The organism is Parasedimentitalea huanghaiensis, from assembly GCF_009753675.1.
GTDB lineage: Bacteria > Pseudomonadota > Alphaproteobacteria > Rhodobacterales > Rhodobacteraceae > Parasedimentitalea > Parasedimentitalea huanghaiensis.
Genome location: NZ_WQLV01000010.1, coordinates 108,905 through 123,337, shown reverse-complemented (window position 1 = coordinate 123,337; position 14,433 = coordinate 108,905). Strand labels below are relative to the sequence as shown.

14 protein-coding genes are annotated in these 14,433 nt (G+C 52.7%); 9 read left to right on the top strand and 5 right to left on the bottom strand.

The genetic code is table 11. The features are described from left to right. Positions 1-4: 4 nt before the first annotated feature. The 3 genes from GO984_RS16150 to GO984_RS16140 form a co-directional block, all read right to left on the bottom strand. Positions 5-799, bottom strand: coding sequence for an ABC transporter ATP-binding protein (locus tag GO984_RS16150; RefSeq protein ID WP_157023653.1), 795 nt, complete (start codon positions 797-799; stop codon positions 5-7). After that, entirely contained in the window at positions 796-1,698 is a 903-nt protein-coding gene (locus GO984_RS16145) for an ABC transporter permease (protein ID WP_157023652.1), read from the bottom strand. The genes GO984_RS16150 and GO984_RS16145 overlap by 4 nt, the downstream gene beginning before the upstream one ends. 90 nt (positions 1,699-1,788) lie before the next feature. Beyond that, on the bottom strand, positions 1,789-2,766 hold the full coding sequence (locus GO984_RS16140; protein ID WP_157023651.1) for an ABC transporter substrate-binding protein: 978 nt from the start codon (positions 2,764-2,766) through the stop codon (positions 1,789-1,791). A gap of 161 nt (positions 2,767-2,927) precedes the next feature. Here GO984_RS16140 and GO984_RS16135 point away from each other — a divergent pair, with 161 nt between their 5' ends. The 5 genes from GO984_RS16135 to GO984_RS16115 are packed head-to-tail and all read left to right on the top strand — an operon-like array spanning position 2,928 to position 7,885. Continuing rightward, positions 2,928-3,704 carry an IclR family transcriptional regulator gene (locus tag GO984_RS16135; RefSeq protein ID WP_167740375.1) on the top strand — a complete coding sequence of 259 codons (777 nt, stop codon included), beginning with the start codon at positions 2,928-2,930 and terminating at the stop codon, positions 3,702-3,704. Further along, complete coding sequence (locus GO984_RS16130; protein WP_157023649.1) at positions 3,701-4,699, top strand: NADPH:quinone oxidoreductase family protein; 999 nt, start codon at positions 3,701-3,703, stop codon at positions 4,697-4,699. The genes GO984_RS16135 and GO984_RS16130 overlap by 4 nt, the downstream gene beginning before the upstream one ends. Positions 4,700-4,706: 7 nt before the next feature. After that, on the top strand, positions 4,707-5,900 hold the full coding sequence (locus GO984_RS16125; protein ID WP_157023648.1) for a CaiB/BaiF CoA transferase family protein: 1,194 nt from the start codon (positions 4,707-4,709) through the stop codon (positions 5,898-5,900). An 11-nt stretch (positions 5,901-5,911) separates the two neighbouring features. Beyond that, positions 5,912-7,588, top strand: a complete 1,677-nt coding sequence (gene hutU / locus GO984_RS16120) for a urocanate hydratase (protein WP_157023647.1) — start codon at positions 5,912-5,914, stop codon at positions 7,586-7,588. A gap of 6 nt (positions 7,589-7,594) precedes the next feature. Next, a complete protein-coding gene (locus tag GO984_RS16115) occupies positions 7,595-7,885 on the top strand; it encodes a DUF1330 domain-containing protein (protein WP_157023646.1) in 291 nt (96 codons plus the stop codon). Between the two features lie 35 nt (positions 7,886-7,920). Here GO984_RS16115 and fdxA read toward each other — a convergent pair whose 3' ends face one another. Then, on the bottom strand, positions 7,921-8,256 hold the full coding sequence (fdxA, locus tag GO984_RS16110) for a ferredoxin FdxA (RefSeq protein WP_157023645.1): 336 nt from the start codon (positions 8,254-8,256) through the stop codon (positions 7,921-7,923). Between the two features lie 172 nt (positions 8,257-8,428). After that, positions 8,429-9,292, bottom strand: coding sequence for a nitroreductase family protein (locus GO984_RS16105; RefSeq protein ID WP_167740374.1), 864 nt, complete (start codon positions 9,290-9,292; stop codon positions 8,429-8,431). Positions 9,293-9,421: 129 nt separating this feature from the next. Between GO984_RS16105 and GO984_RS16100 the strand changes: the two genes are divergently transcribed. From GO984_RS16100 to GO984_RS16085, 4 genes are all read left to right on the top strand, one after another. Then, on the top strand, positions 9,422-10,219 hold the full coding sequence (locus tag GO984_RS16100; protein ID WP_157023643.1) for a ferredoxin--NADP reductase: 798 nt from the start codon (positions 9,422-9,424) through the stop codon (positions 10,217-10,219). Between the two features lie 22 nt (positions 10,220-10,241). Then, on the top strand, positions 10,242-11,018 hold the full coding sequence (locus GO984_RS16095; RefSeq protein WP_157023642.1) for a response regulator transcription factor: 777 nt from the start codon (positions 10,242-10,244) through the stop codon (positions 11,016-11,018). Between the two features lie 592 nt (positions 11,019-11,610). Next, on the top strand, positions 11,611-12,522 hold the full coding sequence (locus tag GO984_RS16090; RefSeq protein WP_157023641.1) for a hypothetical protein: 912 nt from the start codon (positions 11,611-11,613) through the stop codon (positions 12,520-12,522). A gap of 205 nt (positions 12,523-12,727) precedes the next feature. Beyond that, positions 12,728-14,407, top strand: coding sequence for a glycosyltransferase family 2 protein (locus GO984_RS16085; protein WP_157023640.1), 1,680 nt, complete (start codon positions 12,728-12,730; stop codon positions 14,405-14,407). Positions 14,408-14,433: the final 26 nt, after the last annotated feature.

Below are 14,433 nucleotides of genomic sequence, written 5' to 3'. Positions count from 1 at the left end.
TCCGTTAGCCCAAGAGAAGAGCATCATCGGTAAGCTCTTCCCCTTGCTCGCGTTTGAACAATTCCAGCAGGTCAGCGACTTCCATGTTGTCGCGTTCGGCACCGCCTGCATCAAAGACGATCTTGCCACGGTGGAACATAACGGTCCGTTCTCCGGTGTGCAGTGCTTGCGCCATAGAGTGCGTCACCATCACAGCCGTAAGTTTCAAATCATCCACAATTTTCTTGGTCAATTCCAAAACGAAATCAGCCGTTTTGGGGTCTAGCGCTGCTGTATGTTCATCCAGCAGCAGCACCTTGGTGTCACCGGTTGCCGCCATCAACAATGATACCGCCTGCCGCTGGCCGCCAGAAAGCAGTCCAACCTTGTCGTTCAGACGATCCTCAAGTCCCAGTCCTAAAACTTTAAGTTGCTCAGCTGCTTCGTCTCGCATCGAGGCACCAACAGCATAGCGAAAGCCACGCGGTCTTGTTCGGCCATGGGCAAGGGCAAAGTTTTCCAGGATCGACAGGTCTTCGCAGGTGCCCATTTTTGGATCCTGAAAAACGCGCGACAGCATTTTTGAACGCTTGTACACCGGCCAGTTGGTCACGTCCTGACCGTCGATTTTGACGTGTCCAACCTCTAGTTTTGTGTGCCCGGCAATTACATTCAAGCTGGTTGATTTACCCGCTCCGTTTGAGCCGATGATGGTCAAGAACTGTCCTTTTGGAACGTTGAGGTCAACGCCACGCAGGGCGCGTGTTTCCAATGGAGTGTCTTTGTTGAAGGTGACGTGGACTTCGGAAAGTTCGATCATTTCCGGCCTCCTTTCCGAAGGATGGTTCTGAATGATCCGGTTTGTTGTGCGATCAGTGCGATGGCTACCAATAGTGCAGTCACCAATTGGACATCCGAAGCCTGAAAACCCAGGAAATCAGCGTTTAGGGCGAGGGCCACTGCCAGGCGGTAGAGGACAGCACCGAACAGGCAAGCGAGGGTCGCCAGAAAGATTGTTCGTGAAGGCAGGATCGACATGCCGACGATAACCGAGGCCAGTCCAACGATAATGACGCCAATGCCCATGTAAGCATCTGCCGCCCCAAAGATTTGGGCAAACAGTGCACCTGCGATGGCTGTCAGGGCATTAGCTGCTCCCACCCCATAAAGCTTCATGTTGCCAACGTTTACGCCATTGGCCTCTGCCATTGCAGGGTTGGCACCAGCTGCACGCATGGAAATACCCCAGCCAGTGGCAAGGAAAGCATCCAATAGCAGTTTGATCACCAATACCATGATGCCAAGGAAAATCGGGTTGATGATATAGCCGGGCAATCCGAGCCCTTCGAACGAGGTGAATACAGTGTCCACCATGAGCAAAGGTTTGTTCGGTCCGCTCATGATCCGCAGATTGATGGAGTAAAGTGAGATCGACAGCAGAATGCCGGCCAAAATGTGCAGGATCTTGAAGCGTACATTTAGCATCGCGGTGGCGAAACCTGCGGCAAAGCCAGCAACCCCGCCGGCAAGTGTTGCCAACCAAGGGTTCCATCCCGCCGCAACGATCAATGTTGCAGCCACGGCTGCGCCTAACGGGAAGCTGCCCTCGACTGTCAGATCGGGGAAGTCGAGAATTTGAAAAGTGAGATAAGCGCCGAGTGCGACGATACCAAAGATGAACCCGGTTTCGAGTGTTCCCAGAATTTCATAGAGGGACATGTGTATTGCCTTTTGAGTGAACCTCCTGCGGAATCTGAGAACTCTCAGGCGCAGAAAAAATGTGCGCCCGAAGACGCACAAGTTGGGGAATTATTCGATGACTTGGGTCGCGCGTGACATTACGGACTCAGGGATTTTCACCGCCATGCGTTCAGCGGCACCCAGATTCACCACGACTTTGAAGTGGTCGACCACATTGTAAGCAATCACAGCATCGATCTCGCTGACTGATTTGCCTTCCAGAATGTCAGCAGCCATGTCGCCGGCCACACGTCCAACTGCAACGTAATCAAGCCCGACTGACGCCAATGCACCGCGCTCTACACCACCGGTTTCACCAGTGAAGATCGGCATATCAACGTCTTGACCAATTTTCACGATAGCTTCGAGTGCGGCCACAATGGTGGTGTCGTTCGGCACATAAATCGCATCAACTTCGCCAATTAGCTTTTTGGTTGCCAGAATGACCTCATTGGTTGTTGGGGCAGGGGACTCGACCACGGTGATGCCGCGCTTTTCGCCCTCTTCCTTGATCCAGCCAAGTGTCGCCAAGGCGTTGTCCAGGCCAGGGTTGTAGATGAAACCAATCTTGCTAAGGCCTGGAACGATTTCTTCAAACATGTCCATCTGCGCGGCAATCGGTGCGGCGTCTGATACACCTGTAACATTTGCGCCCGGCTTTTCGTATTGAGTAATCAGGCTTGCTTTGATTGGGTCTGTCACTGTGGCAAAGACAATTGGAATATCAGAGGTTGCTGCAGCCATTGCCTGCGAGGTTGGCGTGGTGATCGGAATAATTACATCCGGTGCGTCACCGACGAATTTCTTAGCAATCTGCTGTTGGGTTGGCATGTTTCCGTTGGCATTTTGGTAGTCGACGTTCAGGTTTTCACCTTCGACATAACCCCGGTCCGCGAGTGCGGCGAGAATACCGTCACGGGTCTCAGTCAGTGCCGGTACTTCGACAATGGTCGCAATGGCGATTGACTTGCTGTCTTGCGCTACGGCTGTAGTCGCAACTGCTGCAAGCGCGAATGACACCAGCGCGGTTTTGAATGAATTGTTCATCGGATCCTCCCTTAGGATGCCGGCATGAGGTGCCGGCTAAGCTCTTTTTTCCAGGATTTGATGTCCCAGGGCGAAGAGCCGGTTGACGTGCCCATGTTTTTTGGTGTTTCATATTGTGAGCAACTTGCACATATAACGGGTCAATCGAAATGGAAGTCAAGATGGAATCACAGGCCGGCGTTGCGTTGGTTGCTAAGGCGTTTCAGATTCTCGATCTGTTTCAAGCGAGCAGCCCAACATGGTCTCAAGCTGAAATTATCCGAAAGACGGACCTCAATAGATCAACAGTAAATCGTCTTGTCCGCTTCCTTGCTGGCCGTGGATATCTGGTTCAGATTTCTTATTCAGGGCGGTATTCACTGGGGCTTTCGGCCATTGAACTGGGCAATCGCGCAAACGCAGGTTTCGATTTGCGTGCTAACTGCCAAGCCGCGATGGAAGAGCTATCAGCAAAAGTGAATGAGACAGTTGTTCTCAGTGCTTTTGACCCGCTTAAGATGATCGCAGTTTGCATTGATCAGGTCGAAAGTCGCAAAGAAGGGCTGCGCGTTTTTGAAAAGGTTGGCTCTAGTTTTCCTCTGCACGCTGGCGCTGCACCCAAAGCGATTCTGGCGTTTTTAAGTGAGGATGCGAGAGAAGAGTTTTTACAAAATCAGCTGAAGAGATTTACCGCCAATACGCTGACATCGAAAAAAGAGATGCGTCAGGACATCGAGGAAACGCGTCAACGCGGCTACGCGCTGTCCAAAGAAGAGACCTATGAAGGTACCGTTGGAATCGCGGCTCCAATTTTTGGACCTTTAGGGACGGCTATCGGTAGCCTTGCGGTGGCGCTGCCAGTGCATCGCGCAACCCCCGAGGCATTGACGACGATCGCGCAGCAAGTGCTTTGCGAAGCACGCAGTGTATCTGAATCGCTCACTGGGGCAGTAGAATGAGTGGACTATCCAAAGATATGAGTTGCTGGATCTCGGGGGATGTTCCTGGCGCTGAAAACCTGGAATTCTGCACGCGGCCCGTGCCGGAGGCTAAGTCTGATACTGTGGTCATACAGGTCAAGGCAGCGGCGCTGAATTTTTCGGATTTGTTGATGATTGACGGCACCTATCAGGTACGCCCACCCCGGCCGTTTGTCCCCGGGCAAGAGGTGGCCGGTATCGTTATTGCAACCGGTGAAAACTGCCGCTGGAAGGTTGGAGACCGCATAGCAAGCAAAGTATTTTGGGGAGGGTTTGCGGAATATGTCGAAGTCCGAGAGGACATGGCTATTCCGATCCCGGACAATATGGGGTTTGCGCAGGCCGTTGCTCTGCCAGTTGCTTACATGACCGCTATGGTCGCGCTGCATCATAGTGTCTCTGTCGGGCCGCAGGATAGGGTTTTGGTGCATGCGGCAGCAGGAGGCGTTGGGCTGGCAGCAGTGGAAATCGCCCATGCAGCTGGCGCTCAGGTGATTGGCACCGCGGGCAGCGCGGAAAAGCGGGCGTTGGCGAAGCAACACGGTGCGGATCATACGGTAGATTACCGCGAACCCAATTGGAAAGATCAGGTCAAAGAGCTGACCGGCGACAAGGGGGCGACGATTATTGTCGACCCAGTTGGTGGCGATGTTGCGCTGCAAAGTCTGCGCTGCATTGCGCGCTATGGCACTTTGTTGATTGTCGGATTTGCCTCAGGTGAAATTGCTAAACTGCCGTCTAATTACCTGCTGCTGAAAAGTGCCCGAGCGCAGGGGGTTTTGTGGAGCCATGATCAGGACACCGAGATGGTTGTGCATATGACAGACAGGCTAGGAAAGCTGCTGGATAGCGGCATGATTAATCCGGTTGTCTGCGACAACTATACTCTCTCTGACCTGCCCAAAGCCCTGAAGGATCTCGGGAACCGCGGAACAATGGGTAAAGTCGTTCTCACCGTCAGCGGTGGAGAATAGGATTGCTATGAACAACTCTGAATTGCTTAAGGGAATACGCGTGCTGGACCTGACCCGGGTCATGTCGGGGCCGTTTTGCACCTCGATGCTGGCCGATCTAGGGGCCGAAATCATTAAGATAGAAATGCCAGGGTTTGGCGACGAGGCGCGCCATTTCGGTCCATACCAGGAAGACGAAAGTACCTATTTCATGATGCTGAACCGGCGTAAAAAAAGCGTCACGGTGAACATGAAGGAACAGCAGGGGCGGGATATTGTCAAAGCGCTGGTTCCGCAGTGCGATGTCATAGTTGAGAATTTTCGACCTGGTGTGATGCAACGTTTAGGATTGAGCGAGGATGCAGTGCGCGCGCTGAACCCAACCATCATTTACGCCAGTATCTCAGGTTTTGGTCAGGACAGTCCGCTCAAAAACTGGCCCGCATTTGACCTTGTTATTCAGGCCATGGGAGGCCTGATGAGCCTGACCGGTCCTAAGGGTGGCCCTGCAACGGCTGTGGGCGAGTCGATGGCCGATGTCTGTACCGGAATGTTTGGTGCCTTTGGTATCGTTTCAGCGCTGTTTGACCGCGAGCGTAGCGGTAAGGGTCATTCGGTGGATGTCGCTATGCTGGATTCGATCATGGCGATGCAGTTGACCGGGTTATCGCGCCAACTTTACGCAGGTGATACACCCAAACCCGTCGGTAACCGGCATCCAGTTACTTATCCTGTCGACAGCTTCGCCACTCAAGACGGTGACATTGTTATGGTTTGCTTCTCACAAGGCGCGTTCCGCGCACTTTGCGGGGTGATGGAGCAACCTGACCTCGCTGATGATGCGCGTTTTAAAACCAACGACAACCGCAATGCCAACGAGGACGCTCTGCGTGCAATCATAGCAAATTGGGCGGTAACCCAAACGCAGGATGCATTGGTCGAGACACTTCAGAGCGCTGGAATTCCCGCTGGTCCGGTTTGGACATTGCAGGACCTTACGCAGTCGGATCACGTGGCCGAACGCGGTCTTGTGACAGAAGGCGCACACCAGAAATTTGGCAAGGTCTCCCTTGTCCCGCAGCCGGTGAAGTTCAACGGCGCGGCGCATGTGGGTGAGGCTTTTGTGCCCACTCTTGGCGAACACACAGATGAGGTTTTGGGTGAGTTACTCGACCTTGATCACGCTGAAATAGGCGCGTTGCGCGCCAACAAGGTTATTTGACGGACATGGATATGAACACTGACACCAAAAACACACGCGTCATTCGCGCGCCAACCGGCAACGAGCTGAACGCAAAAAGCTGGCAGACCGAAGCACCACTGCGGCTGCTGATGAACAATCTCGACCCAGACGTGGCGGAACGCCCCGAAGATCTGGTGGTTTATGGCGGCATTGGTCGCGCTGCGCGGAACTGGGAGTGCTTTGACGAAATTGTCAGTCAACTCAAAGAACTGGAAGCCGATGAGACCTTGCTGGTGCAATCTGGCAAACCCGTTGGCGTTCTCAAAACGCACTCCAAAGCCCCCAGAGTTTTGATCGCTAACGGAAATTTGGTGCCTCGTTGGGCGACTTGGGAAAAGTTCAATGAATTGGATAAGCTGGGCCTGACCATGTATGGCCAGATGACCGCTGGATCTTGGCTGTACATCGGCAGCCAGGGCATAGTTCAGGGAACTTTTGAGACCTTTTCGGAAATTGGTCGCCGCCATTTCGATGGTGATCCTGCTGGACGTCTGGTGGTGACTGGCGGTCTTGGTGGTATGGGCGGGGCGCAGCCTCTGGCGGCGACTATGGCCGGGTTCAATGCCATCGTGGTTGAGTGCCAGCCAAGCAAAATCGATTTCCGTATCCGCTCGGGCTATCTCGACGCAAAGGCCACTTCGTTGGACGAAGCTCTCACGATGATCGCTGACGCAAATGCGAAAGGGGAACCGCTGTCTGTTGGTCTTTTGGGAAATGTCATTGATGTTCTAGAAGAGATGCAGATCCAGGGCATTGTTCCGGATGTTTTGACCGATCAAACCTCGGCGCATGACCCGGTTTATGGCTATCTGCCACGGAATTGGACCCTAACGCAGTGGCAGACCAATCAGGTAGCTGATCCCGCGCTGGTGTCGGTCGAAGCCAAGAAGAGCATGGCTGAGCATGTAAAACTGATGCTGGATTTTCAGGACAAGGGCTCGGTTGTCATGGAGTATGGCAATAACCTGCGTGCCATGGCGGAAGAGGCAGGCGCCGCAAATGCATTTGGTTTTCCAGGCTTTGTTGAGGCTTACGTGCGGCCATTGTTCTGTAAGGGCAAAGGTCCATTCCGTTGGGTGGCGCTGTCTGGAGATCCGGAGGATATCTACAAGACCGACGCCAAAGTACGTGAGCTGATGCCGGATGATACGTTCCTGCACCGCTGGCTTGATAAGGCGCGTGAGCACATCAAATTTCAGGGATTGCCTTCACGGATTTGTTGGGTTGGGCTGGGCGACCGTGATCGCTTGGGTCGTGCCTTTAACGAAATGGTACGTACCGGCGAACTAAGTGCGCCGGTTGTGATTGGTCGTGACCACATGGACAGTGGTTCGGTCGCCAGCCCTAACCGCGAGACTGAGGGTATGAAAGACGGCTCTGATGCGATTTCAGACTGGCCTATCCTGAACGCATTATTGAACTCAGCAAACGGAGCCACCTGGGTGTCTTTCCACCATGGCGGCGGCATGGGGATGGGCTATTCCCAGCATTCCGGCATTGCTCTGTTGGCCGATGGCAGTGACGATGCCGATGAGATGATCGCCCGGACGCTTTGGAATGACCCTGCCAGCGGAGTCATCCGCCATGCCGATGCCGGTTATGAAGGTGCTATCGAATGTGCGGCAGAGCACCGCTTGAACCTGCCCATGCAAAATTGCAAGGAGTAAGCTGTGATGCCGGTTCTGATTGTCTCTCGTGTATCTATCAAAGATGCCGAAGCCATGGCGTCTTATATGGAGGCGGCACCAGAGACTGTCGCCGCCTACGGCGGCAATTATCTAGCGCGCACACCGCAAATTGAAGTTCTAGAGGGCGCGGCCGATTATGATCGGATGGTGGTGGTAGAGTTTCCCGACCGGACACGCGCGTTGGCCTGGTATGAGTCCGAAGAGTACCGTGACCTGCGACAATCACGCTGGAATGCGGCAGAAGCGCATATCGTAGTCATACCGACCGAACAGTAAGTCTCCATTTCCGGCAGCGTGCACCCAGTAACGGGTTAAAATGCTTTTGCATCGTCAGGAAAAAACGCCGCCAATTTTCCAGACTTCCCATCGTGGGATTCCGCTTCTGGAGCGGGATCTTTGCGCTGGACTATGACTGGCCAAAGTTCTGCATATTTTCGGTTGAAGGCGACCCAAGCATCACTATCTGCTTCGGTATCTGGTCGGATGGCGTCAGCAGGGCATTCCGGCTCACATACCCCACAATCAATGCATTCGTCTGGATGGATGACCAGTGTATTTTCGCCCTCATAGAAGCAATCCACCGGGCAGACTTCGACGCAATCGGTGTATTTGCAAGCAATGCAATTTTCAGTCACGACATAAGTCATGCTACTTCCTTGTTAAAACAGCGGGTAGAACCCCGCTGTGGGGTTGTGATTGGCAGGTCTGGAAAGCCAGCTATTCGGAGAAGAGCAGTCTTTCGCCCTCTGGTTTTCTAGGACCAGACGAAACAGAACGCGGGCTCAACCTGTGCTCGGACAAACAACTTGGGAAACACCCTTAGTCTTTGAGACGTCGTTTTGTGGCCCGACCAGTGGTACGCGGAGCAGAGAAGTCAGCGCTGTTTTCTAACTGGCCGTTGGGGTTAGGCATGCCTGTTGTAAACGCAGCTTCCCAGTCCCCCAGTTTCTCTTCGCGGTCGCCCCAAGTTTCCATGGTTTCCTCATCCCGGTACATCGCAAATGGGCGCAAGGAGCTTTCATAGAAATCCACTTGTTCATGGGTGCGATATTGCGTGGGTTGGAAGCCGTTCCAGTGTAGGGCCTGTTCCAGCGGACGGCGAAAGCGCCTATTTTGGGTCGCGGCCGGATATCCAATTGGAATGGTGCCATAGGCTTTCATCCAGTCGGGATAGTCTAACAGATCTGACAGTTCCTTATTGGTAATGTCCTCGCCGCCGCCAGACAGCCAGGCGCTGGTGAGGTTCTCAGCAGCGACACCCAACTGGATATTCTGGATCGCAGCGCCAATTGAGTTTTGATAAATGACTTCGTTGTTTTCGAGGTATTCTTTTTCCCAACCTTCAGTTGTTGGCTGCGGGAAACAGACTTTCCAGCGTGGATCACCAAGAACGATGACAATCGCCACAGTGTTTGCAAGATAAGTTTTCTTGACCGCCGGAAACCCTTTGGCGTGGTCGACCAGACGTTGGGCTTGCCGTAAAAACACCTCCATGACCTTGTCACGCAGTATGGGGTCATCAACGACGATGAAATCAAAGCACTGCACGTTGGCGCCCGAAGGTGCCCACCGTCCGCAATCAACGATACGCTCAAGCACCTTCCGGTCAACAGACCGACCGGGTTCGAATTTTCGCACGCTCCGCCGTTTGCGTATGACATCCTGAAAAAGTGGATCGGACATAGGTTTTCTCCTCGATTTTGAAAATTTTACGCCATCGAAGGTTTGCGATGCATTCCTCAGTGATGAGGATTGTTGAAATGAGGTCGATGTTTTTGTTTGGGGCTGCGCGAAACAAACAGGACCCATGAGATGAATCAGATCGCAAGAGAAATCACAGCTCCCAAAGGCTTTGCCGCGTTACGGGTGAGTGACGTCAAACACTATAGTGATCGGCTTTTTGCTTTCAAAACCGAGCGCCCCGCTGGATTCCGTTTCCGCTCGGGTGAGTTTGCAATGATTGGGCTGCCAGTGGACGGCAAGCCCTTGGTGCGGGCCTATTCCATTGCTTCGCCAAATTGGGAGGAACATCTGGAGTTTTATTCGATCAAAGTGCCGGACGGGCCGTTGACGTCGCGTCTGCAAAACATAGGCGTTGGAGATCATATTCTAATCCGGCCAAAACCTGTGGGAACACTGGTGTTTGACGCGCTTCTACCGGGAAAACGGCTGTTCTTGCTTTCCACCGGTACTGGCGTTGCATCGTTTGCCAGCGTCATACGGGATCCAGAAGTATATGAAAAGTTTGATGAAATTTATCTACTGCACACCTGCCGTGAGGTGAGTGAACTGGCCTATGGGCGCGACTTGGTGCAGTCCGTTCTCACGCACGAATATTTGGGTGAACTTGCCGATGGCAAACTACACCACCTACCGACTACTACGCGCGAAAACTCTGAACATATGGGGCGGATTAACACCTGGATCGAAGATGGGCGGTTGGCAGAATTCGCGGGCGGTACTTTGACGCCCGAGACCGATCGAGTAATGATCTGCGGATCCATGGCGATGTTGAAAACACTCAAGGAGTGTTGTGAAACACTAGGGTTTAAGGAAGGGTCGAACTCTAAGCCTGGGGAGTTTGTGATCGAAAAGGCATTTGCGGAGTAACGTGCTTCGCGAGTGAGCATTCATGACTTTGGAACACAAGTTCGAGTGGCCAGCGCCTGAAATAGTGATGCCGATGTCGCTAGCGGCGGAGTTAACCCGGAGCATCGGCACCACCGCCTTTGTGCAAACGACAATGCGTTTTGCCTATGAAACTGCAGGTGCCGATTTTGTTTCTGTTTTCTGTCTTGGGGATCGGGACAAACCGCTTTTGATGGGAACGGCCTGCCGGTTGGGGCAAAATCGGGCTGACCGTGCCGCCAAGGGCTATGTTCGCCATGTTGAACAGGACCGAAACGCCCAATTGTTGCAAGGCGCACGTGGGGTTGGTGATTTTTTGACCGTGCAAGAGGCCGACAACATTCCGCTATTTACCTATCGACGCGACTGTTATGATCTGCCGGGGATAAGTGGTCGGGTTTCATTGGTGCGGCGCACGCCAGCATATGGACTATCTGTAAGTCTATATTCGAGCTCAGAAAAAGGTCCTTTCCCCAAGCACTTATACTCGGATGTAAAGGCCGTTCTAGGGTATTTGCTAGCCACCACTGAACGGCACGTCGCATTTTCTATGAAAGGGCCTGTCTGGCAGGGGCAAGATATCCAAACACGGTTGGCATTGACTTATCCCGACTTGACGGCGCGCGAGCGCGAGGTCGCAGCTATGGCAATTAAAGGCAGAACTGCGGCTGAAACGGCGGATTTACTGAACCTTGCAGAAACAACGATCATAACACACCGCAAGAATGCATATAGACGCATGAACGTGGCATCTCTACGCCAGCTGGTTGCAACGCTGTGATCTTCGTTACCTTGCTTCAATTTGCGTTCAAAAAGCAGCCGACCGATGTCATGCTACTGTGAAAACAACGGGGTTTTCGATAGTGAGGTCGTTGACAAGAATGGTGTAAAACCGGTTGGTCTTACAGGGTTGTGGTGTTTGTCAATCGTTTGCGGAATGGATGTTCACCGGCAAGCCTGAGGCCGGTGTTTTGGGCAAGGAGTTGGCGTAAAATAACATAACAAACCTTATGACGCCCAAAATGCTGCCGCAAAGCCAAGAGTTCACTCTGCCCTGAGCCCACAAAACCCGCACTTCAAGTATCGCGCATAAAAGTAATGGTAGCGATACGTGGTTCTATCAACTTTGTGCCAGCGGATCTGTTAGGCTTGTATGTTTGGTACGGTATGTAGGTCTTCCAAGAATGCGCGGCTGGGAATCTGGGGATTTTAAAGCCTTGAAGTTTAACGAGCCGGGAGCCTAGGAACTCATGCTCTAATTGTGCTATGAATTCACTCATTGTCCATTTTTTAGATACAGGCCGCATGAATAGTCCTCTCTCAATACAGCCCCAGTCTGACGGTTTATCTACCGTCACAAAAGAGTAACAAGAATGGAACAAGCGCGACACCCAGTTGATGAAACTTGGTCCAGCAAGGCGCCAGCCTTGATTGGAGACAAGGGCCAGTACAAGGAAAACGGCAAACACTCCTTCACGTATATACCGCGTGGTCCGGTGCTTTGTGTCACTTTTGACAACCTCGACATCGCAATGAACAAACGGGAGGACCGTCTACCCTGGGGCTATTCATTCATCGAACGGCAGGGTTGGTCGATGCTCGGAGTGATGGCGGAGGGTTGGACTTGGTATCGCGATCAATGGGTTAGCACTGAGTTTGACAAGTTGAAGCATAGTGGGTTTTTCCGCCAGTTCGAAAAAGTGATATTTTACGGCGCTTCGATGGGCGCTTATGGCGCTCTGGTCTATTCGGCGGCATGTCCAGGGGCCCATGTCGTGGCCTTCAGCCCGCAAACGACACTTGATAAGAGTGTGGTACCTTGGGAAAAGCGATATTCCGCAGCTTGGGGTTATGATTACTCTGGCCCATATGGGGATGCTGCCCAGACAACCTTTTCAGCCGCACGAGTTAACCTGTTTTATGACCCTTATTCCCGACCGGATCGAGCGCATATAGACCGGTTGTCGGGCTCAAATTTACAGCATTTCCGCTGTCCGTTTTTAGGGCACCGGCTGGGATCTTTGCTGCAAATGATGGGACTTTTGCAACCGCTTGTCCTACAGGCGATCGATTGCACGCTCACAACATCCCAACTGCAGCGCGATCTCCGAAAACGGCGCGATCAACGTCGTTTTAGAAAGGAGCTGGTCGAACGCGCCATCGCGCAGAACCACCCTATACTTGCCGCACAATTTTGCAGGAGTGTGCTGTCTAACGGACGAGATCGTTTTTTTGAGACGACACTCGCAGAGCTGACAGAGGCACATGATAACTCGGCTACATGATATCTCTCCCCACAGGTGTGAGAAGAATTACAGCAGTGGCGGCCTATGAAATTCAGGATGATCAGCTCCTTCTTGGGAGGTGATCATCCTGATAGACCTTAGGTCAGTAATGTACTAGCAATTACGTAAGGCAGCCAAGCGGGATTGAGCAGGCCGACATTGTATACTGGCCATTAACCTAAAAAGAAGAACAGCGACAAATATTATGAACGACGATTCCACTGCCAGCACTCCTCGATTTTTGAATGTTTCCACCATGAAGGATGAAGCCCCTTTCATTTTAGAGTGGGTGGCTTGGAACCGGGTGATCGGCTTTACGGATTTTCTCGTTTATACAAATGATTGCACAGACGGCACGGACCTCATGCTGCAACGTTTGGGCCAACTTGGATTGCTCACCCATGAGTACAACAATGTCCTGCGTCGCGGTCCCCATAAGTCAGCCCTGAAACATGCTTTCAAGCACCCGCTGTATGCTGAAGCCGATTGGGTATTCGTCAGCGATGTCGACGAGTTTCTGAATGTTCACCACGGCGGCGGGAAGGTCACTGACCTTCTTGCAGCTTACCCGGATGCAGATGTGATCCCGGTGGTGTGGCGCGTGTTTTCTGCCAACAAAGAGACCGAGGTCATCGATGATCTAATTACGGAACGGTTGACCGACTCTGGACCTGTTCCAGGTTCACGCGGCGAAACGCCAAGCGGTTTCGTAAAGACCTTGTTTCGCAACACACCTAATGTGGAACGCCTTGGGCTACACCGCCCGTTCTTTAAAGAGGGCAGCAATGAGGTTTGGTCGCTTAGCCCACCCAGCGATGAAGATGCCTTGCGGCTGGTGGGTGAACTTGGCCTGGAGACAGCTCAGCTAAATCACTATGCGGTGCGTTCGGCCAAATCATTTCTGATAAAACGTGCTCGCGGACGCGCCAATCACACGCACCAAAAGCTTGGCTTCGATTATTGGAAAAAATGGAATGTCGGGGGCTTGCCGGATAGATCCATGCTTCGTCATCGCGATGCATTGAAAGCCGAGTTCGATCGGCTCGTTTCGGATCCAATCTTGATGGCACTGCACTGTGCCGCACTGGAGATCCACAATCAACGGGCTGAGGCCTTGCTGAAAGACTCCGATAGCAAACAAATTTATAACCAGATTGTCGCCGACTGGCCAGCCGCCACAGCGCCTACAGCCAAGCAGGTGTCAGCTAAGCAGGCGCCGGAAGCCGCGCAGGGATCGACCGACACCATCGAACAGTCCATCTCACCGGAAGAGGGACAGAGCATCATCGATGCTATCCTACTCAATAGCGACAAGGCGCGCCGTGCACCTAAAAGGCGCGAACTGCGACAAACGATGCTGGACGAAGTGATGCCCAAAGGTGGGCGTTGCGCTGAAATCGGGGTTTGGGAGGGCGATTTTTCTGCCGAAATCCTCAACATCACGAAACCAAAAGAGCTTGTGCTGATTGATCCCTGGGATCTGCTAGCGGTGCGGGAAGAAGAACATACCCATTCCCAACACAACGACGCCGTACGTATGCGTGAAAAGTTTGATCAAGTGGCAGGCGGATTGGGGCAACTGCCCAACTGCGTCTTGCGCAAAGGCTTCTCTGCTGAGGTTCTGGAAAGCTATCCGGATCATTATTTCGACTGGGTCTACATCGATGGTAATCACCTTTATGATTTTGTGCTCGAAGATATTATGATCGCCGCACGCAAGGTCCGTCCGGGTGGCATCATCGCCGGAGACGATTTGTTTTGGAAAAAAGACGAAAGAATGCATGTGAGAGAGGCTGTCCGGGAAGCAATGCGTCGTCTTGGAAATCAGGCATCGCAAACTCGCCGCGGGGCTCAGTTCATCATTACCCTGAAGGACACTAAATAATTGCATACCTTGCAGGACGAGGCTTA

Coding starts and splice junctions, on each gene's coding strand:
- GO984_RS16145 (WP_157023652.1), bottom strand. CDS start 1,698: ATGTCCCTCTATGAAATTCTGGGAACACTCGAAACCGGGTTCATCTTT.
- fdxA (WP_157023645.1), bottom strand. CDS start 8,256: ATGACTTATGTCGTGACTGAAAATTGCATTGCTTGCAAATACACCGAT.
- GO984_RS16095 (WP_157023642.1), top strand. CDS start 10,242: ATGACTTTGGAACACAAGTTCGAGTGGCCAGCGCCTGAAATAGTGATG.
- GO984_RS16135 (WP_167740375.1), top strand. CDS start 2,928: ATGGAATCACAGGCCGGCGTTGCGTTGGTTGCTAAGGCGTTTCAGATT.
- GO984_RS16115 (WP_157023646.1), top strand. CDS start 7,595: ATGCCGGTTCTGATTGTCTCTCGTGTATCTATCAAAGATGCCGAAGCC.
- GO984_RS16140 (WP_157023651.1), bottom strand. CDS start 2,766: ATGAACAATTCATTCAAAACCGCGCTGGTGTCATTCGCGCTTGCAGCA.
- GO984_RS16085 (WP_157023640.1), top strand. CDS start 12,728: ATGAACGACGATTCCACTGCCAGCACTCCTCGATTTTTGAATGTTTCC.
- GO984_RS16125 (WP_157023648.1), top strand. CDS start 4,707: ATGAACAACTCTGAATTGCTTAAGGGAATACGCGTGCTGGACCTGACC.
- GO984_RS16105 (WP_167740374.1), bottom strand. CDS start 9,292: ATGTCCGATCCACTTTTTCAGGATGTCATACGCAAACGGCGGAGCGTG.
- GO984_RS16150 (WP_157023653.1), bottom strand. CDS start 799: ATGATCGAACTTTCCGAAGTCCACGTCACCTTCAACAAAGACACTCCA.
- hutU (WP_157023647.1), top strand. CDS start 5,912: ATGAACACTGACACCAAAAACACACGCGTCATTCGCGCGCCAACCGGC.
- GO984_RS16090 (WP_157023641.1), top strand. CDS start 11,611: ATGGAACAAGCGCGACACCCAGTTGATGAAACTTGGTCCAGCAAGGCG.
- GO984_RS16130 (WP_157023649.1), top strand. CDS start 3,701: ATGAGTGGACTATCCAAAGATATGAGTTGCTGGATCTCGGGGGATGTT.
- GO984_RS16100 (WP_157023643.1), top strand. CDS start 9,422: ATGAATCAGATCGCAAGAGAAATCACAGCTCCCAAAGGCTTTGCCGCG.